The organism is Halomonas sp. DP3Y7-2 (assembly GCF_019800795.1).
GTDB lineage: Bacteria > Pseudomonadota > Gammaproteobacteria > Pseudomonadales > Halomonadaceae > Halomonas > Halomonas litopenaei_A.
The window spans coordinates 389,214-411,781 of the sequence record NZ_JAHVKJ010000007.1; the positions used below are offsets into that span (position 1 = coordinate 389,214).

Consider the following 22,568-nt stretch of genomic DNA (forward strand, 5'->3'; position numbering starts at 1 on the left):
TTTCCTCAGCGTCTTTCTTCGCCGCCCTTCACCACCGCCTTTCATCACCGCTTTTCTTCACCACATTGTTCAGGAGGCCACCCATGTCCGCGACGCTTCTTTACGGTTCCCTGACGGGGCTGGTGCTTGCTGCTCTGCTGCTGGCGCTGGTGGGGGCTGCCAGGCGCTTTTTGCTGTGGCGCCGTGGTCGTCCGTCGCCAGTGGCATGGCTCGGGGGACTTGCTGCCATGCCCCGTCGCTACCTGGTGGACCTGCATCATGTGGTGGCGCGAGACAAAGCGTTTGCTCATACCCATGTGGCTACCGCAGGCGGGTTTGTCGCTGCTGCAGGCTTATTGCTGCTGGTGACCCTGGCGCCCCTGCCCGCGGGCGGAGAGATGGTGCTGACAGGACTGATGCTGGTGATGAGTCTGGTCATGCTGGGCGGTGCCCGGCGGGTAGCCAGGCGCCGTCGACGTCCGCCGTCACGGCTATCCCGCGGACCCTGGCAGCGACTGCCAAGGAGTCTGACGGTATTTGCCGCCAGCGTGGCAGGCCTGTCTCTGATCATGCTGATGGTCACTTGGCTGCCTGCGGCGTGGCTCACGGGGGTGCTCGGCGGGACGCTGGCGCTGGTGCTGCTGGCTGGGCTGGCGCTGGGGCTTGGCGAGATGTTTCTCGGCATGACCTGGGGCGGTCCGATGAAACATGCCTTTGCCGGCGCACTGCACCTGGCGTGGCATCGGCGTGCCGAACGCTTCTCGACCCGGCAGAGCGATCGCGACGGTGTATCGCCGCGGTCGACGGGGCTAAAGCCGCTTGATCTTGACGACCCTGATGCTCCGCTCGGGGTGGAAACGTCGGAGGACTTCACCTGGAATCAGCGTCTGGGCTTCGATGCCTGCGTGCAATGCGGTCGCTGCGAGGCAGTGTGTCCGGCGTTCGCGGCGGGACAGCCACTCAACCCCAAGAAACTGATCCAGGACATGGTGCTTGGCATGACCGGCGGCAGCGACGCAGGCTTTCATGGCTCGCCCTATCCGGGCAAGCCACTTGGTGAGCACCGTGGCCAGCCTGGCGGCCCGATGGTCGTGACCTCAGGCGGGGCGCTGGTCGATGCGGACACGCTGTGGTCCTGTACGACCTGCCGGGCCTGCGTGGAGGAGTGCCCAATGATGATCGAGCACGTCGATGCCATCGTCGACATGCGCCGCCATTTGACCCTGGAACATGGCGCCACGCCGGGCAAGGGGGCGGCGGTGCTCGACAACCTGATCGCGACGGACAATCCCGGGGGCTTCGCGCCGGACTCGCGGATGCACTGGGCGGCAGACCTGAACTTGCCGCTGATGCGTGAACTGGGCCAGGTGGACGTTCTGCTGTGGCTCGGTGATGGAGCCTTCGATATGCGTAACCAGCGTACCTTGCGAGCCTTGGTGAAGATCCTGCGGGCGTCCCAGGTGGACTTTGCGGTGCTGGGGGATGAAGAACGTGACAGCGGCGATGTGGCGCGACGGCTCGGCGATGAGGCCACCTTTCAACGCCTGGCCAGGGACAATGTGGCAACGCTGTCGCGCTATGGCTTCCAGACCATCGTCACCTGTGACCCGCACAGCTTTCACGTTCTTGGCAACGAATACGCAGCCTTTGGCGGCCACTATTGCGTGCGTCATCACAGCACCTTCCTGGATGAGCTGTTGCAGCAGGGAAGGCTCAAGATAGCGCCACGCCCGCGGTCCCGTGTGACCTACCATGATCCTTGCTACCTGGGGCGCTACAACGGTGAGTTCGATGCGCCGAGGCGGGTGCTGGCTGCCCTGGGCATCGAGCTGACCGAGATGGCGCGCTCTGGCTTTCGCTCACGCTGTTGCGGAGGAGGAGGGGGTGCCCCGGTCACCGATATCCCTGGTGAACGGCGGATTCCCGACATGCGCATGGCCGACGTGGCCGAGGTAGAGGCCGATGTGGTAGCGGTGGGCTGCCCCCAGTGTACGGCGATGCTGGAGGGGGTGGTGGATCGCCAGGCGGAGGTTCGGGACATCGCCGAATTGGTGGCTGAGGCCTTGGTGTTAGAGGAATCGGTTTTCGAGGAATCGGTTTCCGAGGCATCGTCGATCGCCACAGGTGCTCGGCGGCGGCCGCGCCAGACGGGGCATCCTGGTCGACTCGTCGAGGAGGCAAGCCAATGAGTGATGTTCATTCGACGTCCCAGCATCAGCAACACGATGTTCGCCGCCGCCGAGATCCCAGGCTGGAAGGGATTGCTCGCAATCGACGTCACCCGGAGCATCTCGCCGTGCTGGCGGCCCTCGGTCAAGGCGGTGAGGGCCAGGCATTCTGGATGGGGCCCAACGGACGCATGCGCCGCAATCCCCACCTTGTCGGCGTCATGGGTCCCAACGGACGGCGGCGGATTGATCGCAGTGGTGCTCTGGTCGGCGCCGCCGGACCACAACAGGGTCGAACAGCAACGCAGCGAGATCAGCGTCGCGACGTGGTGGTGGCCGATCCCGCGGGGGTCATTGCCGTGGTGCCGGATCTCGCCTCAGGTCGGTTGAGCGAACACGACCGCGACGTGTTTGGCCTGGCCCGACGACTGGCTGATGAGAGGGCTGATGAGAGGGCCGATGAGAGGGCCGATGACAGGGCTGACATCGACGGCAGCTCGCTTGCCGTGACGGCGCTGTTGTTGCTGCCATCGCCGTCGGCAACCCTCGAAAGCGCCCTGCACGATGCGCTGGCCGAGGCCGGAGCAGATCGGGTCATCGTGCTGCCAGTAGCGCCGGGATATTCCCCTGAGGATCGCCTTGCAGCCTGTCTGGCGGCGGACCGGGCGCTGTCACCGCGGCACTGGCTGTTCCCGGACGCTACCCTGGAGGGCGGAGACCTGGGCCGCCGCCTGGCGGTACGTCTGGGCGAGCGGCCTGCCTGCGGGCTGTGGCGCGTGGAGCCGGATGACGCCAGTGACAGCGGCTGGTCCTGCCTATGCCGCTCGGGCTCGGGCCGCCAGGACCTGGCGCGTCCGCTGCCGCGTGTGGTGGTGGCTGCCGCACAATGCGCGGAGCCGGTGACGGCGACCCGGCACGAAGCCCGTGAATGGCCGCTGTCTCGAACGTCCTGCGATCACCCGGAGGCACCGCTGCCGATGCAAGATCTCGGTGCCGTGGCGGTGGATCCGGCGGCGATTGCCCTGGCCGAGGCACCCTTTATTCTTGCGGGTGGAAACGGCGTCGGTGACTGGGACGGCTTCCATCATGCGGCCAGGGTGCTAGGGGCCAGCGAAGGCGCCTCGCGGGTCGCGGTGGATGAAGGGCATATGCCGCGAGAGCGTCAGGTGGGCGCCACGGGTACCTTCGTCAGTGCCCGCGTCTATCTGGCCGTCGGCATCAGCGGTGCGATTCAACATCTGCAGGGAATTCAGCGCTGCGAGAAGGTGATCGCCATCAACTCTGATGGCGGTTGCGACATGGTCAAGCGTGCGGACCTCTCGGTGATCGGTGACGGCGATGCGATCCTGGCCGAGTTGGCCTCCCTGGTCGAACCCTCCTTGGTCGAACAAAGGGACAGCCGGCAGCAGCTGGGGGTTGGTCCAGAGGCATCGTCGCCGACAGACCCTACCGAGAGCCCCGACATGTCTTCGCTTCTTTCCGACCGTATCAAGGAGAGCCGCCATGTCGCTTGAACCGCGAGCCCCGGCAGCTGTAGAGCCGGCGTCGATATGCCTGGACGTGCTGCTGTCGCTGGGCCGTCATGGCCTGACCCAGCGCCCTCGACGGGCCGATCTAGACGCGCGTGCGCTGGAGATGGCGCTGACCTTCCAGCACAAGGGCAAGCCTGGCAATACCACCCTGTCCTGTTGGCACGCTGGCCCGGCGGAACAGGATACCGAAACAGCACTGCGCGCCTATCTGGGCATGGGGCTACCTTCCATCCGCTGGATGCATATGGCGCCAGCAGGGGATGCCCTTGCACCATTGCATGAGGCGTTGCGGGCACCCGTCGACGCCGACGCACGACTTGTGCTGTGTGGCATGCACGCCGAGCAGGGGGAGGGCAGTGGTCTGTTGCCGATCGCCCTGGCCGAGCGTCTGGGCTGGCGCTGGGTGCCAGGGGTGGTCGCGATCGAGGCCATCGAGCCCATATCGTCCGGCGTGGCCCAGGCCGTCGTGCTGCAGGCTCTGCCAAGGGGCCAGCGTCGGCGCATCGCGGTCAGGCTCCCGGCCATTCTCGGGGTCGAGGCAGCAGCACCAGCGCCTCGCCAGAGCGCTTTCGGCCCGGCCCGGCGAGGGCAGCTGCTGCAGCTCGACAGCGGTGCAGAGCCGCCGACAGACCCCGCCGGCGCGACCTGGCCCTTCATGCCTGCCACGCCAAGGCCGAAGCGGCTGAAGATCGTCACCTCGGCCAATGCGCGCGAACGGTTCAAGGCAGCTGCGGCAAAGGCAGAGTCGGGCAGCGGGCGGGTACTCGAGCAGGTGTCCGCCACAGAGGGCGCGACGGCGATTCTTGACTTTCTTGATGCCGAAGGTGTGGTTAGTCGCGCAGCTGTCACTAATGCGCGACAAGGTAATGGACGCTGAGAGCCGCTGGTGCCAGCATGTCACCAGGTGACCTTAACGCCACATAAATAGAGTCAAACAATGACCGCAGAAACCGTGACCGCCAGTCCTGCCAGGCGAACCCGCAAGACGCTCAAGGGGCGCCAGACCACTCCCTCGGTGCTGGAAGCACTGCGCCATCTGCTCGGGGACGAGCGTCAGCAACCCCTGCTGCGCCAGCGACAGCTGTTGATCGAGCACCTCCACGCGATTCAGGATGCCAATGGCTATCTTGCGCTGGAGTGGCTGAGAGCGCTGGCCAGCTACATGTCGCTGCCCATGGCGGCCGTGTATGAAACAGCCACCTTCTATGCCCACTTCGACGTGGTGCACGACGATGAGCCAGCGCCTGCTGCCTTGACCGTTCGAGTGTGCGACTCGCTTTCCTGTCAGTTGGCGGGCTCACAGCGGCTCGCTGATGCACTGGCGGACGGCCTGGATCCCGCACAGGTGCGTGTGACCCGCGCTCCCTGCATGGGTCGCTGCGATCAGTCCCCGGTAGTGGAAGTAGGGCATCATCATCTGGGGCATGCCAGCGTGGAAGCGGTGGAAGTGTTGCTGGATACCGGGCGTACCCACCCAGAGGCGGTGGTGTGGCAGACCCTGGCCAGCTACCAGCAGGAAGGGGGCTACGAGCTGCTCAAGGGATGCCAGGCGGGGCAGGTCGATTTCGAGGACCTGGCCACGCTGCTTGAGCGCTCAGGCCTGCGCGGGCTGGGGGGTGCCGGTTTCCCGACACACCGCAAGTGGCGCACCGTGCGCGAACAGCCCGGACCTCGCTGGTGTGCCGTCAATGCCGATGAAGGCGAGCCCGGCACCTTCAAGGATCGCTACTACCTGGAGCGAGCCCCGCACCAGATGCTGGAAGGCGCCCTGGTGGCCTGCTGGGCGGTTCAGGCGGAAGGTGTCTATATCTATCTGCGCGACGAGTACCCGGGGGCGCATCGGGTGCTGCGCGAGGCCATCGCTGAACTCGAGGACCAGGGGTTGATCAACCCTGGGCAGGTGATACTGCGCCGAGGGGCCGGTGCCTACATCTGTGGCGAAGAGTCGGCCATGATCGAATCCCTGGAAGGCAAGCCCGGCAAGCCGCGCCACCGTCCGCCGCTGGTCGCCCAGCAGGGCTTGTTCGGTCGACCGACCCTGGTCAACAACGTCGAAACGCTCTACTGGATACCGGTGCTGTGGCGTGAAGGGGCGGCGCTGTACGCGCGGGAAGGACGACGCCAGCGCAGCGGATTGAGGAGCTTCTCGCTGTCAGGACGGGTGCGTCGTCCCGGCGTCTATCTGGCTCCCGCCGGGATCAGCCTGAACGAACTGATCGAGGAATTCGGCGGCGGCATGGCTGACGGTCACCGGCTGGCCGGCTACCTGCCAGGGGGCGCTTCAGGCGGCATCCTGCCCGCGTCCAAGGCGGACCTTCCCCTGGACTTCGATACCCTTCAGGCAGAAGGCTGCTTTATCGGCTCTGCGGCGATCATCGTGCTGTCCGATCAGGATGACCTGCGCGCCGTCGCCGTGAACCTGCTGGCGTTTTTCGCCGATGAGTCCTGCGGCCAGTGCACGCCCTGTCGGGTAGGCAGCGAGAAGATGCTGAGCCTGCTGGAGCGCAAGCACTGGGTGGTGGAAGACCTGCAACGTCTTTCGCGCATCATGCAGGACGCCTCCATCTGCGGGCTCGGGCAGGCTGCCCCCAATCCCGTGCTGAGCTTGCTGCGGCATTTCCGCGATGACCTCTCCCGCCATGACATCATTGTCAGCGACGCAGCGGAAGGAGCCACATCATGACCAAGGTCACCAAGACCGCGGGCGCTTCCACCGCCGCGGACGAGGCCCTGCCAGAGGCCTTTCTGCTGACGCTGGACGGCGCCGAAGTGAGCGCCTACCCAGGCGAGACTGTCTGGCAGGTGGCCAAGCGCGCCGGTGAGACGATCCCCCATCTGTGTTTCAAGGAGGCCCCCGGCTACCGCGCTGATGGCAACTGCCGTGCCTGCATGGTGGAAATTGAAGGTGAGCGAGTACTCGCTGCCAGCTGCCTGCGCGAGGCACGCCCAGGCATGGTGGTAAAGAGCATCACCTCGGAGCGTTCCCGCCTGGCGCGGGAAGGGGTGCTGGAGCTGCTGCTCAGCGATCAGCCCGCCCAGGAAGACAGCCCTGATCGCTCGAGTCAGCTGTGGAAAATGGCCGAGCGGCTGGCGGTGGATGCCACCCAGGCGCGGGCGCGCTATCCGCGCAGGCGCCGCGATGTGGTGCGACACGCCCCAGACTATCGCCTCCCCGGTGAGCACTTACCGACCCCGCCTGGCCGGTGCGATGGGGCCGAAGGGCGGCACCTTGTCTCACCTCCCACATCACCGATGACGCCAGCCAAAGGGGCGGCGGGTCACGATGCCAGTCATCCGGCCATGACCGTCAATCTGGATGCCTGCATTACCTGCAACCTGTGCGTTCGGGCGTGTCGAGAAGTACAGGTCAACGATGTCATTGGCATGGCCCATCGTGGGGCTGCCAGCAAGGTCGTGTTCGACCTTGACGATGCCATGGGCGACAGCAGCTGCGTGGGGTGCGGAGAGTGTGTCCAGGCGTGCCCTACCGGTGCCCTGATGCCCGCGACCATGGTCGACGACCACGGCAGGGGCAGTCGTGCCAATGTCGATCGCCAGGTCGACTCGGTCTGCCCTTACTGTGGCGTTGGCTGTCAGCTGACCTACCACATCAAGGATGATGCCATCGCCTTTGTCGAGGGGCGTGACGGGCCGGCCAATCAGGGGCGGCTATGCGTGAAGGGGCGCTTCGGCTTTGATTATCCACGTCACCCATCGCGCCTGACGCGCCCCTTGATACGCCGTGAGGGCGTGCCCAAGGGGCTGGACCCGGCGTTTGATCCCGCCAATCCGCTGACCCATTTCCGCGAAGCGTCCTGGGAAGAGGCGCTGGCCCTGGCGGCGGGTGGCCTGACGCAATTGAAGGCAAGCCACGGTCCGCGGGCGCTGGCGGGCTTCGGGAGCGCCAAGTGCTCCAATGAAGAGGCCTGGCTGTTCCAGAAGCTGGTGCGTCTTGGTTTCGGCAGCAACAATGTCGATCACTGCACGCGCCTGTGTCATGCAAGCTCCGTCGCGGCCCTGATGGAATGTATCGGTTCTGGTGCGGTAACGGCCTCTTTCATGCAGGCGCTGCAGGCGGATGTGGTGATCCTTACCGGCTGCAATCCAGCGGTCAATCATCCGGTGGCGGCCACCTTCTTCAAGCAGGCCGCCCTGCGCGGTACCCGGTTTATCATTATCGACCCCCGTGGTCAGGCCATGGGAGCGCATGCCCACCGGGTGCTGCGGTTTACCCCCGGTGCCGACGTTTCCCTGTTCAATGCCATGCTGCAGGTCATCATCGAGGAAGCGCTGTTCGACGAGGACTATATTCGCGACCATACCGAGGGCTTCGAGCGGCTGGCCAATGCCGTGCGAGGCCAGACACCGGAGTCGGTCGCGGACCTGTGCGGGGTTCCCGCCGAGGAGATACGGGCGGCGGCAAGGGAGTATGCCAGCGCCGAGCGGGCCATGATCTTCTGGGGCATGGGGATCTCCCAGCATACCCACGGCACCGACAATGCGCGCTGCCTGATTTCCCTGGCGCTGGCGTGTGGCCACACCGGCCGTCCAGGTACCGGACTGCACCCCTTGCGTGGCCAGAATAATGTTCAGGGGGCTTCTGATGCGGGCATGATTCCGATGGTCCTGCCTGACTATCAGCCGGTCTCGGATGCCCAGGTGCGGGCATCCTTCGAGGAATTATGGGGCCTGGACAGCAACGGCCTTGATCCCGAGCCGGGCCTCACCGTGGTCGAGATCATGGATGCCATTCACGCCGGTACTATTCGTGGCATGTACATCCTTGGCGAGAACCCGGCCATGTCCGACCCGGATCTGGCTCATGCCAGGGGAGCGCTGGCCCGCCTGGAGCACCTGGTCGTGCAGGACCTGTTCGTGACCGAGACCGCTCAGTTCGCCGACGTCATCCTGCCGGCCTCGAGCTGGCCGGAAAAGGACGGCAGCGTGACCAACACCAATCGCCAGGTGCTGTTGGGGCGTCAGGCACTGCCATTGCCAGGGGATGCCCGACCGGACTGGTGGATCATTCAGGAAATGGCGCGACGTTTCGGGCTCGACTGGCAGTATCAGCACCCCCGTGACGTCTTCGCCGAGATGCAGAAGGGCATGGCCTCGTTCGATAACATCAGCTGGGAGCGCCTTGAACAGGAAGGGGCGGTCACCTATCCCTGCTCGGCACCGGACGCCGAAGGTGCCGATGTGGTGTTCTCTGACGCCTTCCCTACGGCCACTGGCAAGGCAACGTTCTCTCCGGCGCTACCTATGCCCCCCGACGAGCCTGTCGACCATGACTACCCGACGGTGCTGTCTACCGGGCGTCAGCTCGAACACTGGCATACCGGGTCCATGACCCGACGAGCCAGTGTCCTTGATGAGCTCGAGCCCGAAGCGGTGGCCAGCCTGTCGGCGGGAGAGCTTGCACGCCTGGGCATGCAACCAGGTGAGCGGCTGACGATCTCCACTCGGCGGGGTGCCATCACCTTGGTGGCCCGGCTCGATGACGGTATGCCGGACGGCATGGTCTTCGTGCCTTTCTGCTATGTTGAAGCAGCGGTGAACCTGTTGACCAACCCGGCGCTCGACCCTTACGGCAAGATTCCGGAGTTCAAGTATGCAGCGTGTCGTCTGACCCGCGCCGAGCCTGTCGCTGATACCGTAGAGTCCTAGGGTCCTGTTGGGGCTGAGGGCTGAGGGCTCGTACTGGGTCTGGACGGCGAGAGCGGGCCCTGTGCCGTTGCGATCCGCTCCGGATGCCTCGCTTCCGTGGCCGAGCTGATGAAGAAGAGGGCACGAACATGATGATTGCCGAGCTGGTGGATGGCCGTGATTTTCGAGATCGCCTGGTGGCTCTTGGGCTGAGATTGCCGGAAGACGCCTGTCCCGAGACCTGCGCCCGTATGGCGCGGCTCAAGGCCCGTGAAGGCGGCCTGCCCGGGCTGGCGCCCCTGGTCACAGAGCTGCTGGGCCAGCGTGAGATCGTACTGCCATCCGTGTATCAGGCCATCCATGCCCACCTGATGGGCTTGAACGACGAAGGGGGACTGGTTGCCCCCCATTGAGCGTTCACACCTGGCTTGCAGCCCGCTAAAGCGCCGGAGAAGATGGAGGCTATTCGCCAACGGTGGCAGGTGGCCCCATGATTCTGAGCGCTGAGCTCGCACAGCAGATCATCGACAAGACCCAGGATATCCTCGATGCCAACATCAATGTGATGGATGCACGCGGGGTCATCATCGCCAGTGGCGATGCCGCTCGGCTGGGGACGCTGCATGATGGAGCGGTGCTGGCGTTGAAACGTGGCAGTGCGCTCGAAATCGGTGATGCCGACGTGGCGGCCTTCAAGGGCGCGCGCCCTGGCATCAACCTGTTGCTGGAGTGTGCCGGCAAAACGGTCGGTGTGCTGGGCATCACGGGCCAGCCGGAACGGGTCCGCCAGTCTGCGCGACTGGTCAAGGTCGCGGCTGAAATGCTGGTGGAGCAAGCCGATATGCTGGCGCGACTGGAATGGGCCAAGCGCCACCGCGAAGGGTTCATCCTTTCCTGGATCAACAATGAGCTTGCTCCCGACCAGTTGCTGGATTGGGCCGAGCGCCTAGGCATTGATGTAAGAGTGCCTCGGGTGGCGGTTTTGATTGAGCTGGATCGCGCTAGTCCCACGTCGCGCCTGACCGATATGCAGCGCTTGATGGAGCTGCTGGCCACACCTCAGCGGGATAACCTGGTGTCGCTGGTGTCGTCGCACCGTATCCTCGTCCTCAAGCCGCTTAGCTCCAAGCCTGTGTCAGGCCGGTCCTCGGCGGGTCAGTGCTCGAGGGGTGAGTGCTCGAGGGATGAGAGCTCGAGGGGTGAGAGCTCGACAGAGCAGCCACGGCCGATGATGAATCGGGGGCGCGGCAGGGCGTCCGGCGGCGCGGAGGGCATGGCAGATGAACAGCGGCGGATCAATGACCTGCTGGAACGACTGCGGGGGCATGGCATCGACGATGTCAGGGTCGCCGTAGGGCGGGCCTTCGATGCCCCCAAGGACCTGCACCTGTCGGTGGAAAGTGCCCAGCAGGTGTTGCAGGTCGGCAAGCAGCACTACCCGCAGCGAACGACCTACTACTACGATGACCTTCACCTGCCGGTGCTGCTGTCGCCCTTGGCGGATGGGTGGCAAGGGCATGAGCTTCGTTCTGCGATTGACCTGATTCACCAGAACGACAGCGGCGGGCGCTTGCTCAAGACGCTGAACAGTCTGATCAAGCACCAGGGCAATCTGAGTCGCTGTGCCGACGCGCTGCATATACACCGCAATACCTTGCGTTATCGTCTCGATCGGATCCACGACATCACCGGTATCTCTCCTCACCGCTTCACCGGCCTGGTGGAGCTGTACCTGGGACTTCAGCTGTCCATCGATGATGGGTAGTTGGTGATCCGCACAACCTGGGCGGTCAATTTACAGCGGATTTTGTGCAAGATGACGGCGTTATCCGCGGCCGGATCAGGCATACTCCCACGGGGAAATGCTGGCCCACTGGGATCAAATCTTCCGTTGTCAGGCCTCAGGCCCCTCAGCTCCGCAGGTCCCGGGCCCTCAGGGAGCAGGACACCTCGTGAGTCGCGGGATGTGAGCGTTTGCCACGTCCGCTGGCGGTGTCTTCCATTCATCCACATAGAGAGACAAAGACGCCATGAGTCTGGTTGTCATCCTGCTGCTGGTGATTGCGTTCATCGTGATCGCGACCAGCAAGTTAAAGGTTCACCCTTTTCTGGCGCTGTTGGCGTCGGCCTTTATCGCGGCCTTTGCCTACGGGCTGCCACTCGATTCGGTGGTCAGTACGATCACATCGGGCTTTGGCGGCATCCTTGGCTATATCGGCCTGGTCATTGTGTTGGGCACCATCATCGGCATCATTCTGGAAAAGAGTGGTGCCGCGATCACCATGGCGGATGTGATCATCGCCAAGCTCGGGGATCGCTTTCCGACGCTGACCATGTCGATTATCGGCTATATCGTCTCGGTTCCGGTCTTCTGTGACTCCGGATTCGTGATTCTGAACTCGCTGAAAGAGTCCCTGGCCCGCAAGTTGACGACATCGCCCATTGCCATGAGTGTCGCTTTGGCAACAGGGCTTTATGCCACGCATACCTTCGTGCCGCCGACTCCCGGTCCGATTGCTGCCGCGGGCAACCTTGGGCTCGAGGCGAATTTGGGCCTGGTGATTGGTGTGGGGGTCTTCGTCGCCGCGGTTGCCGCCTTGGCTGGCACCTTGTGGGCGCGTCGCTTCCGTCATACCGAGCCGGACGTGGCCAATCCGGCCCTCGAGGACGGCGACCACCATCAGGATTGGGAGGCGCTGCGTGCCAGCTACGGCCGTCTGCCCAGCCCGATGGCGGCGTTTGCTCCGATCTTTATCCCGATCCTGCTGATCTGCATCGGTTCGGTGGCGCGCCTGCCGGCGGCTCCTTTCGGTGAGGGTGATGTGCTGACCGTGCTCAGCTTCCTGGGACAGCCGTTGACCGCCCTAGTCATCGGTTTGTTGCTGTCCACGATGCTGCTCAAGAGTGAGAGCAAGATCGAAGAGTTTAGCCAGCGTATCGGTGAAGGTATTGTCGCTGCCGCGCCAATTCTGCTGATCACCGGTGCCGGCGGTGCCTTTGGTGCGGTGCTCAAGGCGACGGCGCTGGGTGAATACCTTGGGCAAACGCTTTCCGCACTGGGGGTTGGCATCTTCATGCCCTTTATCGTGTCTGCGGCGCTCAAGTCTGCCCAAGGGTCTTCTACCGTGGCGCTGGTGACAACGTCTGCCCTGGTGGCCCCGATGCTGGGAGATCTCGGTCTCGAGAGTGACATGGGACGGGTGCTGACCGTCATGGCCATCGGCGCAGGGGCGATGACAGTATCCCATGCCAATGACAGTTTCTTCTGGGTAGTGTCTCAGTTCAGTCGGATGAGCGTGGGCTTGGCCTATCGCGCCCAGACCCTGGCGACCCTGGTGCAGGGGGTGACGGCGATGGCCTTGGTCTATCTGCTGTCACTGGTGATGCTCTAACTGCACGTCACGATGATCCGATACGGGGCAGGCCAATGGCCTGCCCTCTTTTTTATCTGTTGTTTGTACCGATGGTGAGTACCTACTGTTTGTCTCTGCTGTTGTTACCTGCCTTTTTCGCCTGCATATGGCCTCTTGCAAGGCGCTCGATGCTCCTGGCCACAGGACTGCCGGCTCACAGCAACGCTCCACGACCGCGGTGATAGGGCCTCACTGCCGTCAGGCGTTGTTCCTCTCAAGTAGGATGTGACTGTAAAGTTTGTAGCATTATTCTTACATGAGTTTACGATATTGTTACCAAGAGCGACGTCACCAACTTGTGCAGGATAGTTAGCAAAGGCAGAAATAACGATGGACTTTCCGACGCGCAAGCTACGTATCCGCTGAAGCAGGGGCGCCATGGCAGTTAATACTGGCGTTTGCAGGAAGCCAGCAGACAGGATCGCCGGGAAAGTCAGCCGCGAGCGAGGTTGACGAATGATGGATCGGCATAAGGAAGAAGGGGCGGGATTGGCGACCACGCTGCTGGTGGTGGTGCTGCTGACGTTTGGTGGGCTGGTGGCTCTGCATGCGCTGATTGCGCCTCCATCCCCAGCCTTGTTCCTGTTCGAGTTGTTGACCTTCAGTCGCTCGGGGGCCCTGGCGTCGCTGCTGGCGACGGCTGGCATCATTGCGCTGATCCAGCAGCGGCGCGTCATCAAACTTGGAGCAGCGTTGCTGCTGCTTGGCTATGGCCTGTTCCAGGCGCTATGGCTGCTGGACCAGGCCTGGGAACACCAGGGGCGAGTGACCGCCCAGCCGGGCATGTCCTCGCTGCTGCTGATGCTGTTGGCCGTATCGGTGTGGCAGGACAGTCGGGAGACTGAGTCTTCGGATCGCTGGAAGCGTTGGTTGCTGCAGTGCCTCGGCGGGATGAGTATTGCTTGCGGCAGCTTGACCCTGTTGATGATCAGCGATGCCGAGGACGTGCCGCGCTGGCGGCAGCTATTGTTCGAGACGCGCCCCCTGGGGACCCTGATGATCATCATCTTCGGGGTGATCTTGCTGCTGCTGCCACGCCCTGATGTGATCAACTTCCGTGTTCTTGCTCCTCGTGCCGTGTGGGCTGGACTGATAGGCACCAGCCTCAGTCTGCTGGTGGCGTTTGGGGGATACCACCTTTATTCACGCAGTCTCAGTGACAATCTCGCCTCCCAGTTGGACATCCTCGGTAGTCGTATTGCGCAATGGCAGGAACGCTACAGCGAAGGCTGGAGCGAATGGAGTATGCCGCTGACCCAGGCCGGAGGGTCGCCTGAACCGACAGGGTCTTCAGGCCACGAAGAGATCGTTGACTATGTCTGGTGGCAGGATGGCAAGGTGTTGCGTCGTCTTGGTCCTGACTCAGGCTCGGCCGACAGCCGACTGGCGGAGCTGCTCGACATGCCTCAGGTTCGCGATTGGCTCGCTCGCCGGCGTGATGAACCCATGCGCTGGTGGATACTCGCCGAGGGAGACGCCCTGCTGGAGGTCAATAGCTTTGGCAGCTTCGGCCCCAGGCTGGTGACGTTGGTGAGTATGGGGCCATGGCTCGATCGCATGAGTGAGGGGCTGGAAGCCAGAATGACGCTGATCGGCTGGAATGAAAGCATGCTGGTGGAGCATAGGCCCGGCGAGGTCTGGGTAGAGCACGGTCGTCTTGCTGGGCTGATGCGGGAGGACATCGCCATGTCGGGTGGCGGCACCTTGCGTATTCAGGCATCGCTGCCGTTAAAGCTGGTGGGCGTCCTGCTACCGGCGATGCTGGCGGCATTGGGGCTGTTCGCGACTTACCAATTGATGGTGTGGATCTCCCTGGCCAAGATCCGCAGTCGTCAGGCCATGTCCCTGGCGGCAAGAGAGCAGGAGTTCCGCTCCCTGTTCGGGCTGAGCGCTGATCCCATGTTGCAGGTACGTCGCTCGGGACTGGTCACCGAGTTGAATGCATCGGCAGAGCGTGCCCTGAATCAGCATGCATCGGTAGGCGCCGTCTCGGTGTCGGCAGGCTCATCGGAAACCACTGCCATCGGTCAGCCTTTTGGTGACATCGCCTGCCGGTTGATGGGCTGCGACACGCCACCGTCTGAGCTGCATGAGCATTTCGACGAGGTCATGTCCGGGCACCAGCAGTCGGTAAAGTTCGAGTGCTATACGCAGCACTCCTGCTTCCTGGTGAGGCTGCAGCAGATTCGGGTCGAGGGGGCCTGTGCAGGCCTGTTTGCGAGCTTCACCGACGTGACTCAGCGTCAGGTGGAGCAGGCCAGGCTCTCGATCATGGAACGCTGTCTGACCGAAAGCACCAATGGTGTGGTCATTTTCGATGCCATCGCCAGGGGCGGGCCGGTCATCTACGTCAATGCCGCGGTGTGTCGCATGCTGGGTGCGCGCAACGCTGACTTGATCGGCCTCAAGGCCAGTGAGCTGGCGCGGCGTATGGGACTTGACCCGGTAACGGAAGGCGAAATCTGTCATTGGATGAAGACTCGGCAGGCCGGCTCCGTCACGGTGCTGGCAACGCAGGACGTGGGGGCTTGCCGCTGGTATGACATGACCCTGTCTCCGGTACACGCCAGTCGTGAGGGTGTCAGCCACTTCATCGGCATTGTCGACGATGTCACTCAGCGCAAGGCCCAGGAGGAGATGCTGGCCCATCAGGCCACCCACGATGCCTTGACCGGTCTGCCCAACCGCCTGCTGCTGTCAGACCGACTGGAGCATGATGTGGCGCTTGCGCAGAGGCATGAGAAGGGGCTGGCCGTGCTGTTCCTGGATCTGGATGCATTCAAGCCGATCAACGACGGTCTGGGCCATGAAACCGGTGATCGCGTGCTGGTGCAGGTCGCCAAGCGGCTGGGGCGAGGACAGCGCCGCTCGGACACCCTGGCACGACTCGGTGGCGATGAATTCGTCATGGTGCTGGTGGACATTGGTGGGCGAGAGGAAGCGGTGGTGGTGGCCGAACGGCTGCTTGAGCAGTTGCATGAGCCTTTCCGCGTGGATGGCCACCAGCTGCATATCTCCGCGAGTATCGGGATTGCGATGCTGGACAGTGAGTCGGCAGTGAGCTCTCAGCGGTTGATCCAGCAGGCGGACCTGGCCATGTACCAGGCCAAGCAGCGAGGACGAAACCAGTGCCAGCTGTTCTCGCGTACGCTGGAGGGAGCTTCCGGTCGACATGTCATGCTGCGCAATGCACTGCGGGTGGCGCTGGACCAGCAGCGGTTGCAGGTCTTTTACCAGCCCCAGGTGGATGGTGCTGGGCGTGTCACGGGACTTGAGGCACTGGCGCGCTGGTGCCATCCGGACCTGGGCTGGGTATCGCCTGCCGAGTTCATTCCTCTGGCGGAAGAAACGGGCCAGATCATCGAGCTGGGCCGCTGGATTCTGCGTAGAGCCTGTCAGGACGCCAAGCGATTGTTACAGCTGGGTTTATCGCCAGGCAGGGTGGCGGTCAATCTGTCGCCACTGGAATTCCACCGTGAGGACTTCCTGTCCAGTGTGTGCCAGGCGTTGGATGACATTCAGCTGCCATCGGACTGGCTGGAGCTGGAAATCACCGAAGGCATGCTGCTGGAAGACAAGCCGGGTGTGGCCAAGACCCTTGAAAAATTGTCCCGCCGCGGCGTGACGGCTGCGATCGATGACTTTGGTACCGGCTATTCCAGCTTTGACTACTTGAAGTCGCTGCCCATCGACAAGATCAAGATTGACCGTGGGTTCGTCGCTCACTGTCTCGATAGCGAGCCAGACCTTGCCGTGTGCAGGAGCGTTATCTCACTGGCCCGAGAGCTGGACCTGGAAGTGTTGGCCGAGGGCGTGGAGACCGCGCGACACTGCTACACCTTGAAGCAGTTGGGCTGCGCCACATTCCAAGGCTATCTGTTCTCGCGACCGGTGCCGTTTCGTGAGCTTGATGCACTGTTGCGCCGTGAACATCTGACGCCACCAACGGCCGCCGAGAGTGGCGAGGTTATCCCGCTGGTGGCGACGGACAGCAGACGGCCCTAGTCAGGCGGCCCTAGTCAGATGGCCTTAGTCAGGCCGCCTTAGCCAGGCCGCCTGCTGGTCAGGTCCTGGATACCTCGATCATGCGCGTACCAGGCTCAGTTCCGGGGTGTCCGAGAGGTTGGTGGTCAAGGTGCTGCGATACCAGTCGATGAAGTCGATCACGCCGTATTCGTAGGTGGGGGAGTAAGGTCCCGGCCGATAGGCGAGTGAGTTGATGCCACGCTGGTTTTCCTCGGCAAGGCGACGGTCCTGGGCGTTGGTCGCATCCCACACCCGCCGCAGATTCTCGGGGTCGTAGTCGACGCCTTCCACCGCGTCCTTGTGGACGAGCCATTTGGTCGTGACCTGGGTGCGCTGGGGGCCCAGCGGCAACACACGAAACACCGCCGCATGGTCGCCGACAAAGTGATTCCAGCTGTTGGGCAGATGTAGCAGACGCAGTGACCCCATGTCCTCGATTCCCTGGTGGGTCAGCGGCGTTGAACAGGCGGGACGTCCATCCATGGTCATCGACACTGTGCCCTCGACCAGTGGCGTGCGGGTCAGCCGATTGCGCTTGCCGCCTGCCCAGCGCATTTTCCAGGGGATGCCGAGCGCGTCCCATTCCTGCTGCTTGCGCTCCACCAGGGCACGGTATTCCGGGGTCGCTCGTGGGTCCTCGGTATCGTCGAATTCGTAGAGCGTCTTGATCAGCTCTGGATGTGAGCCGTTGCAGTGGTAGCACTCACGATTGTTTTCCAGCACCAGCTTCCAGTTGGCCTGTTCCTCGATGGTGGTGGTAACCGCCACCTTGAGATTTTCCATGTCGTAGAAGCTCAGGTAGCTGTCAAAGGCGGCCTTGAGATCGCTGGCATCCGGTGGCTCGCTGGCCAGGCTGACGAACAGATAGCCACCGGCTTCGGTGAGGGCTACAGGGGCCAGACCATGGTCTTCCAGGCGAAAGTCTGCGCCCATCTCCGTGCCGGCAAACAGAAGGCGGCCATCGAGTTCATAGGTCCACTGATGGTAGGGACACACGAGCTTGGCCACCTTGCCGCTTTGAGTGGCGCACAGGCGTGAGCCTCGATGGCGACAGGTGTTGTGGAAGGCATGCAGGCTGCCGCCGTCTCCGCGCACGATAATGATCGGATTGTCGCCGATATCCAGGGTCATGAACTGCCCCTTCGCTGGGATTTCGCAGCTCATCCCGGCAAAGATCCACTCCCTTTCAAAGATGGTTCGCATGTCCAGTCTGAACAGGCGGTCATCGTTGTAGAACGCCTGGGGCAGCGAAAATCCGTGAGGATGATGCATGGCCGTTTCCAGGGCGAAGTGGCGGGCCTCTTCCAGAGGGTCCCCCAGACGGGGTGATGCAATGGGGTCCATGTTGCTCTCCAGGTCATGCGGTAGACGCTCGCGGTGAACGTCGTCCTTGCTCATCGAATGGGTACTGGGTGACGGCCCAGTGCGCGTGCAGGTCACGGGCGATGGACGCCTCTGGTGGCTGGCATGTGGGGCGTGGCGTGCTGGCAGTCTGGAACAAGGGCTCGAAGCAGGGCTGTCTGGCGACGACACCAGATGATGCCGTTGCGACGCTATCGCTGCCGTGACGAGCATGCCCGGGGGAATCGAGCATGCTGATGTCGTGATTAGACAAGTGATGGCGGGAGGACGAGGGGCAGAATTCCCTCATTAGCCTGGCCGGTAGCCGTTGCCCGGTCATCAGAGCCACCACTAGCTGCGAGCGACGACGCCATGGTGACGAATTTTCTCAGCCCGGTGACGACCCAGACCTGGTCCAACGGACGCCACGTGGTGCGCTGCGTCAAGGTGATTCAGGAAACCTGGGACGTGCGCACCTTCTGTTTCATGGCGGAGCAGCCGGTCATGTTCTTTTTCAAGCCGGGGCAGTTTGTCACCCTGGAGCTCGAGATCGACGATGAGTGCGTGTTTCGCTCCTACACCATCGCCAGTGCCCCCTCGGTTCCCTACAGCTTCTCGATCACGGTGAAGAGGGTGCCGGGAGGGCGTGTCTCGAACTGGCTGCATGAGTCGCTCAAGGTCGGCGACGAACTGGCGGTGCACGGCCCCGTGGGCGAGTTCAACTGTATCGATCATGCGGCCGACAAGGTGCTGATGCTGTCAGGTGGGGTGGGCATCACGCCGCTGATGTCGATGACGCGCTGGTTTTTCGACACCAATGCGGCGGTGGATCTGGATTTTGTCCACTGTGCCAGAACTCCCAGAGATATCATCTTTCGCCGAGAGCTCGACCATATCTTCTCTCGACTTCCTGAATTTCGGCTGCACATCGTGTGCGAGCGTGACAGTGAGCTGAACCAGTCCTGGGCCGGGTACCGCGGTTTCCTGTCAGAGGCCATGCTGGAGTTGATGGCGCCGGATTTCATGGATCGCGAGGTCTTTTGCTGTGGGCCGACCCCCTTCATGGCGGCGGTGCGACGGCTGCTGGTTCAGCGCGGCTTTGATATGAGCCGCTACCATGAGGAGTCCTTTGGCGCGACGCCGGTGGATGTTCAGGAGGACGTGCACGAGCTGGCCGAGCAGGCCGAAGCGCTCGCCGAGGAGCTGGATGTCGCGGACATGCACTGCGTGGAGTTCGCGGCTGCAGGGAAAAGTGTGCGTATCCAGCCAGGTGAGACCGTGCACGCAGCGGCCGCCAAGTTGGGGCTGCACATTCCCAAGGCCTGCGGCATGGGGATCTGTGGCACCTGTCGAGTGCCGCTGGTGGCAGGCGAGGTGGAGATGGACCACAACGGCGGCATCACCGACGAAGACGTGGCCGAGGGCTACATTCTGTCGTGCTGCAGTCGGCCCCGAGGCAATGTCACTGTCGACTGGTAGCGAGGCGTGCCAGTAGCAAAATCCACGCCCAGTGGAGGCGGTCGGGGGGAATCGGGTACGCTGGTCAGCCACCTCCGCTGGCATACGAGCGATATGTTTCCTACCGATTCTTCCTCCCCCCTGTCTGACTCTGAGGCTGAGTCTGAGGTGTCAACGTCGGTGGCCCAACCGCCGGCGCTGTCGGTAGGTTTCGTGTTGCTGCGTCGTTTTACGTTGTTGCCCTTTGCTGCCTTTGTGGATTGCCTCAGGCTGGCTTCCGATGAGGGCGACCGCAGTCGTCAACTGCGCTGCCGCTGGCGCTTTCTTACGGCAGACGGGGAGGATGCACCGTCGAGTTGCGGTGCGGTCATCTCACCCTGTGAACCCTTTGCCACGCCCTTTTTTGACCCGCGTCAGTTCGACTATCTGGTGGTCATTGGCGGAGTGCTCGACGGCTCACCGACGGACGATCCTGCGGCGTCAGAGTACCTGCGTCAGGCGGCTCGGCTTGGCGTGCCACTGGTCGGCGTCTGCACGGGTGTGCTGTCACTGATCCAGGCTGGCGTGATGGCGGGGCGACGCTGCTGTGTCAGCTGGTATCACCATGCGGACCTGGTGCGCCGTTTTCCCCAGGTCAATGCGGTGGCCGATCGGCTCTATGTGGATGATGGCGATCGTCTGACCTGTGCGGGTGGCGCCGCGGCGGCCGATCTGGCGGCGTACCTGGTGGAGCGTCATCTGGGCCGCGCCTGGGCGCGCAAGAGTCTGAACATCATGCTGCTGGATGGGCACCGCGGCGGAGAGCATGGCCAGCCACAGCCCGTGGTATTCGAGCGTATCGAGGACCGCATCGTGCGCCGGGCGGTGACGATCCTGGAGCAGCATCTGGGGGAGGTCATTTCCGTGGATGAGCTGGCCGATCGCGTAGGCGCCTCCCGTCGCGGCCTCGAGCGCAAGTTTCAGGACAGCTTTGGCATCGGGCCACAGAAGTTCGCCCGTGACCTGCGACTGCGCTATGGCCTGTGGCTACTGTACTTCACCGAGCACAGCATCACCGATATCGGTGAACGCTGTGGCTTCGCCGACACCGCACACTTTTCCCGCCATTTTCGCGCCGCCTATGGCCAGTCTCCCTCCCAATTGCGCCGCGATCCCAAGGGGCGCGAGGAAGCCGGCGTCGACCCCTTCTTTCTGCATATTGGCACTCGTCTCGGCCAAGGCTGAGCGTCTCGACCCAGCCTGACCTTCTCGACCCAGCCTGACCCTCTCGCAAACACAGACCGTCTCGGTCACCCGCGTCCAATAAAGCTGTCGCATTTGTTCAAGTCACGCCGGGGCGTGTCGGCTTCAATGACAGCACCAGGCAGCAGGCGGTGACCTTGCCGACAACGCCGACACCCATGCGGGAGTGACAGATGTCCTTGTTGAAGACGTCGATGTCGCTTTCAGAACGATTGCGTTGTGGCAGCAGCTTACCTTGGAGGTCGAGGATGACCTCGCGAGTGAGACTGCCGGCCCGTGCCTGCAATGACAACGATAAATCTGATCAGGCGAGTGCGGTCGCTTAACCGTTGCTTGCCATAGCGGGAGGCACCCCATGTCCCATCTGTTCACGGCGCATTCATCGCGGACGTCGCTCTGTCTTGCACGATTCGATTCCCAGATAGCTGAGGCCGTTGCCGCGGAGGAGGTTCGCCAGCAGCAGCATGTAGAGCTGATCGCGTCGGAAAACTACGCCAGTGCGGCGGTGATGGAGGCCCAAGGCAGCCAACTGACCAACAAGTACGCCGAGGGGTATCCCGGCAAGCGCTACTACGGTGGCTGCGAGCACGTGGATGTGGTCGAGCGCCTGGCGATGGAGCGAGCCTGTGCCCTGTTTGGGGCGGACTATGCCAACGTTCAGCCCCACAGTGGTGCCCAGGCCAATGCTGCCGCCTTCATGGCGCTGGTCTCGCCGGGTGACACCGTACTTGGCATGAGTCTGGCCCATGGCGGTCACCTCACCCATGGTGCGGCGCCCAACTTCTCTGGCAAGCATTACCGGGCGGTGCAGTACGGGTTGGATGAAGCGACGGGCCACATCGACTACGCCGAGGTCGAACGCCTGGCACGCGAACATCGTCCCAAGTTGATCGTGGCGGGTTTTTCGGCCTATTCCCGGGTGGTGGATTGGCGTCGTTTTCGCACCATCGCCGACAGTGTCGGAGCCTGGCTACTGGTCGATATGGCCCACGTTGCCGGTCTTGTGGCGGCAGGCCTGTACCCCAGTCCATTGCCCCATGCCCATGTCGTGACCACGACGACCCACAAGACCCTGCGCGGTCCTCGCGGTGGCCTGATCCTGTCGGCCAGCGGTGATGAGGTGCTTTACAAGAAGCTCAATGGCGCCGTGTTTCCTGGTCAGCAAGGAGGCCCGCTGATGCATGTCATCGCGGCCAAGGCGATCGCCTTCCGCGAGGCCATGAGCCAGGATTTCGTGCGCTATCAAGAGCGAGTGATCGCCAACGCCAGAGCCATGGCGTCGACGTTCCTTGAGCGTGGCTATGACGTGGTGTCCGGTGGCACCGATGACCACCTGTTCCTGGTCTCTTTGATCCGCCAGGGCATTACCGGCAAGGATGCTGACGCGGCGCTGGGCCGTGCCCACATCACCGTCAACAAGAACGCCGTGCCAGGCGATCCACAAAGTCCCTTCGTTACCTCGGGCCTGCGGATTGGCACCCCTGCTGTTACCACCCGGGGCTTCGATGAGGCGGAGTGTGCACAGCTTGCCGGTGATATCTGTGACGTTCTGGACGCCCTGACCCGGGGCGACGATAGCGCCGCCATCGAAGACGAGGTACGAGCTCGGGTCGCTGAGCTGTGTGCGCGTCACCCGGTCTACGCGATGGCCGACCCATCCGAGCTGCAGTCCGCCTAGTCAGGTAGTGGAACCCCAGGCGCGAGCTGGCGGTGCAGTGGCCGTGGCACTGGGTTGACGTTACTGGGCTGATGCCACTGAGCGG

At 63.1% G+C, this 22,568-nt stretch carries 15 protein-coding genes; 13 read left to right on the forward strand and 2 right to left on the reverse strand.

What is annotated here, in order from left to right:
- The first annotated feature begins 83 nt into the window (after nt 1-83).
- The 9 genes from KUV45_RS08720 to KUV45_RS08760 all read left to right on the forward strand — a co-directional run bounded on the left by KUV45_RS08720 (nt 84) and on the right by KUV45_RS08760 (nt 16,743).
- Entirely contained in the window at nt 84-2,168 is a 2,085-nt protein-coding gene (locus KUV45_RS08720) for a DUF3483 domain-containing protein (protein ID WP_222162738.1), read from the forward strand.
- Nucleotides 2,165-3,661, forward strand: a complete 1,497-nt coding sequence (locus tag KUV45_RS08725) for an electron transfer flavoprotein subunit alpha/FixB family protein (RefSeq protein ID WP_222162739.1) — start codon at nt 2,165-2,167, stop codon at nt 3,659-3,661. Before KUV45_RS08720 ends, KUV45_RS08725 begins: the two co-directional genes overlap by 4 nt.
- Nucleotides 3,651-4,556, forward strand: a complete 906-nt coding sequence (locus tag KUV45_RS08730) for an electron transfer flavoprotein subunit beta (protein WP_222162740.1) — start codon at nt 3,651-3,653, stop codon at nt 4,554-4,556. Before KUV45_RS08725 ends, KUV45_RS08730 begins: the two co-directional genes overlap by 11 nt.
- A gap of 60 nt (nt 4,557-4,616) precedes the next feature.
- The gene (locus KUV45_RS08735; protein WP_222162741.1) at nt 4,617-6,362 is read left to right on the forward strand and encodes an NADH-ubiquinone oxidoreductase-F iron-sulfur binding region domain-containing protein; all 1,746 of its coding nucleotides are present in this window, start codon (nt 4,617-4,619) and stop codon (nt 6,360-6,362) included.
- Nucleotides 6,359-9,346, forward strand: a complete 2,988-nt coding sequence (gene fdhF, locus KUV45_RS08740; RefSeq protein ID WP_222162742.1) for a formate dehydrogenase subunit alpha — start codon at nt 6,359-6,361, stop codon at nt 9,344-9,346. Before KUV45_RS08735 ends, fdhF begins: the two co-directional genes overlap by 4 nt.
- Nucleotides 9,347-9,474: 128 nt before the next feature.
- Nucleotides 9,475-9,738, forward strand: coding sequence for a hypothetical protein (locus tag KUV45_RS08745; protein ID WP_222162743.1), 264 nt, complete (start codon nt 9,475-9,477; stop codon nt 9,736-9,738).
- A gap of 77 nt (nt 9,739-9,815) precedes the next feature.
- On the forward strand, nt 9,816-11,090 hold the full coding sequence (locus KUV45_RS08750; RefSeq protein WP_222162744.1) for a sugar diacid recognition domain-containing protein: 1,275 nt from the start codon (nt 9,816-9,818) through the stop codon (nt 11,088-11,090).
- A gap of 265 nt (nt 11,091-11,355) precedes the next feature.
- The gene (locus KUV45_RS08755) at nt 11,356-12,717 is read left to right on the forward strand and encodes a GntP family permease (protein WP_222162745.1); all 1,362 of its coding nucleotides are present in this window, start codon (nt 11,356-11,358) and stop codon (nt 12,715-12,717) included.
- A 477-nt stretch (nt 12,718-13,194) separates the two neighbouring features.
- Nucleotides 13,195-16,743 (forward strand): EAL domain-containing protein, encoded by a 3,549-nt coding sequence (locus tag KUV45_RS08760; protein WP_222162746.1) that lies wholly within the window; start codon nt 13,195-13,197, stop codon nt 16,741-16,743.
- Nucleotides 16,744-16,821: 78 nt separating this feature from the next.
- Here the strand turns inward: KUV45_RS08760 and KUV45_RS08765 are convergent, their stop codons facing one another.
- Nucleotides 16,822-18,108, reverse strand: coding sequence for an aromatic ring-hydroxylating dioxygenase subunit alpha (locus tag KUV45_RS08765; protein WP_222162903.1), 1,287 nt, complete (start codon nt 18,106-18,108; stop codon nt 16,822-16,824).
- Nucleotides 18,109-18,209: 101 nt separating this feature from the next.
- Here KUV45_RS08765 and KUV45_RS20295 point away from each other — a divergent pair, with 101 nt between their 5' ends.
- The 3 genes from KUV45_RS20295 to KUV45_RS08775 all read left to right on the forward strand — a co-directional run bounded on the left by KUV45_RS20295 (nt 18,210) and on the right by KUV45_RS08775 (nt 20,787).
- Entirely contained in the window at nt 18,210-18,332 is a 123-nt protein-coding gene (locus KUV45_RS20295; RefSeq protein WP_261315894.1) for a hypothetical protein, read from the forward strand.
- A 145-nt stretch (nt 18,333-18,477) separates the two neighbouring features.
- Complete coding sequence (locus tag KUV45_RS08770) at nt 18,478-19,584, forward strand: hybrid-cluster NAD(P)-dependent oxidoreductase (protein WP_206941290.1); 1,107 nt, start codon at nt 18,478-18,480, stop codon at nt 19,582-19,584.
- A 159-nt stretch (nt 19,585-19,743) separates the two neighbouring features.
- Nucleotides 19,744-20,787, forward strand: coding sequence for a GlxA family transcriptional regulator (locus KUV45_RS08775; protein WP_224851984.1), 1,044 nt, complete (start codon nt 19,744-19,746; stop codon nt 20,785-20,787).
- A gap of 97 nt (nt 20,788-20,884) precedes the next feature.
- Here the strand turns inward: KUV45_RS08775 and KUV45_RS08780 are convergent, their stop codons facing one another.
- Nucleotides 20,885-21,097, reverse strand: coding sequence for a hypothetical protein (locus KUV45_RS08780; protein WP_222162748.1), 213 nt, complete (start codon nt 21,095-21,097; stop codon nt 20,885-20,887).
- A 63-nt stretch (nt 21,098-21,160) separates the two neighbouring features.
- Between KUV45_RS08780 and glyA the strand changes: the two genes are divergently transcribed.
- Nucleotides 21,161-22,483 carry a serine hydroxymethyltransferase gene (gene glyA / locus KUV45_RS08785; protein WP_222162749.1) on the forward strand — a complete coding sequence of 441 codons (1,323 nt, stop codon included), beginning with the start codon at nt 21,161-21,163 and terminating at the stop codon, nt 22,481-22,483.
- Nucleotides 22,484-22,568: the final 85 nt, after the last annotated feature.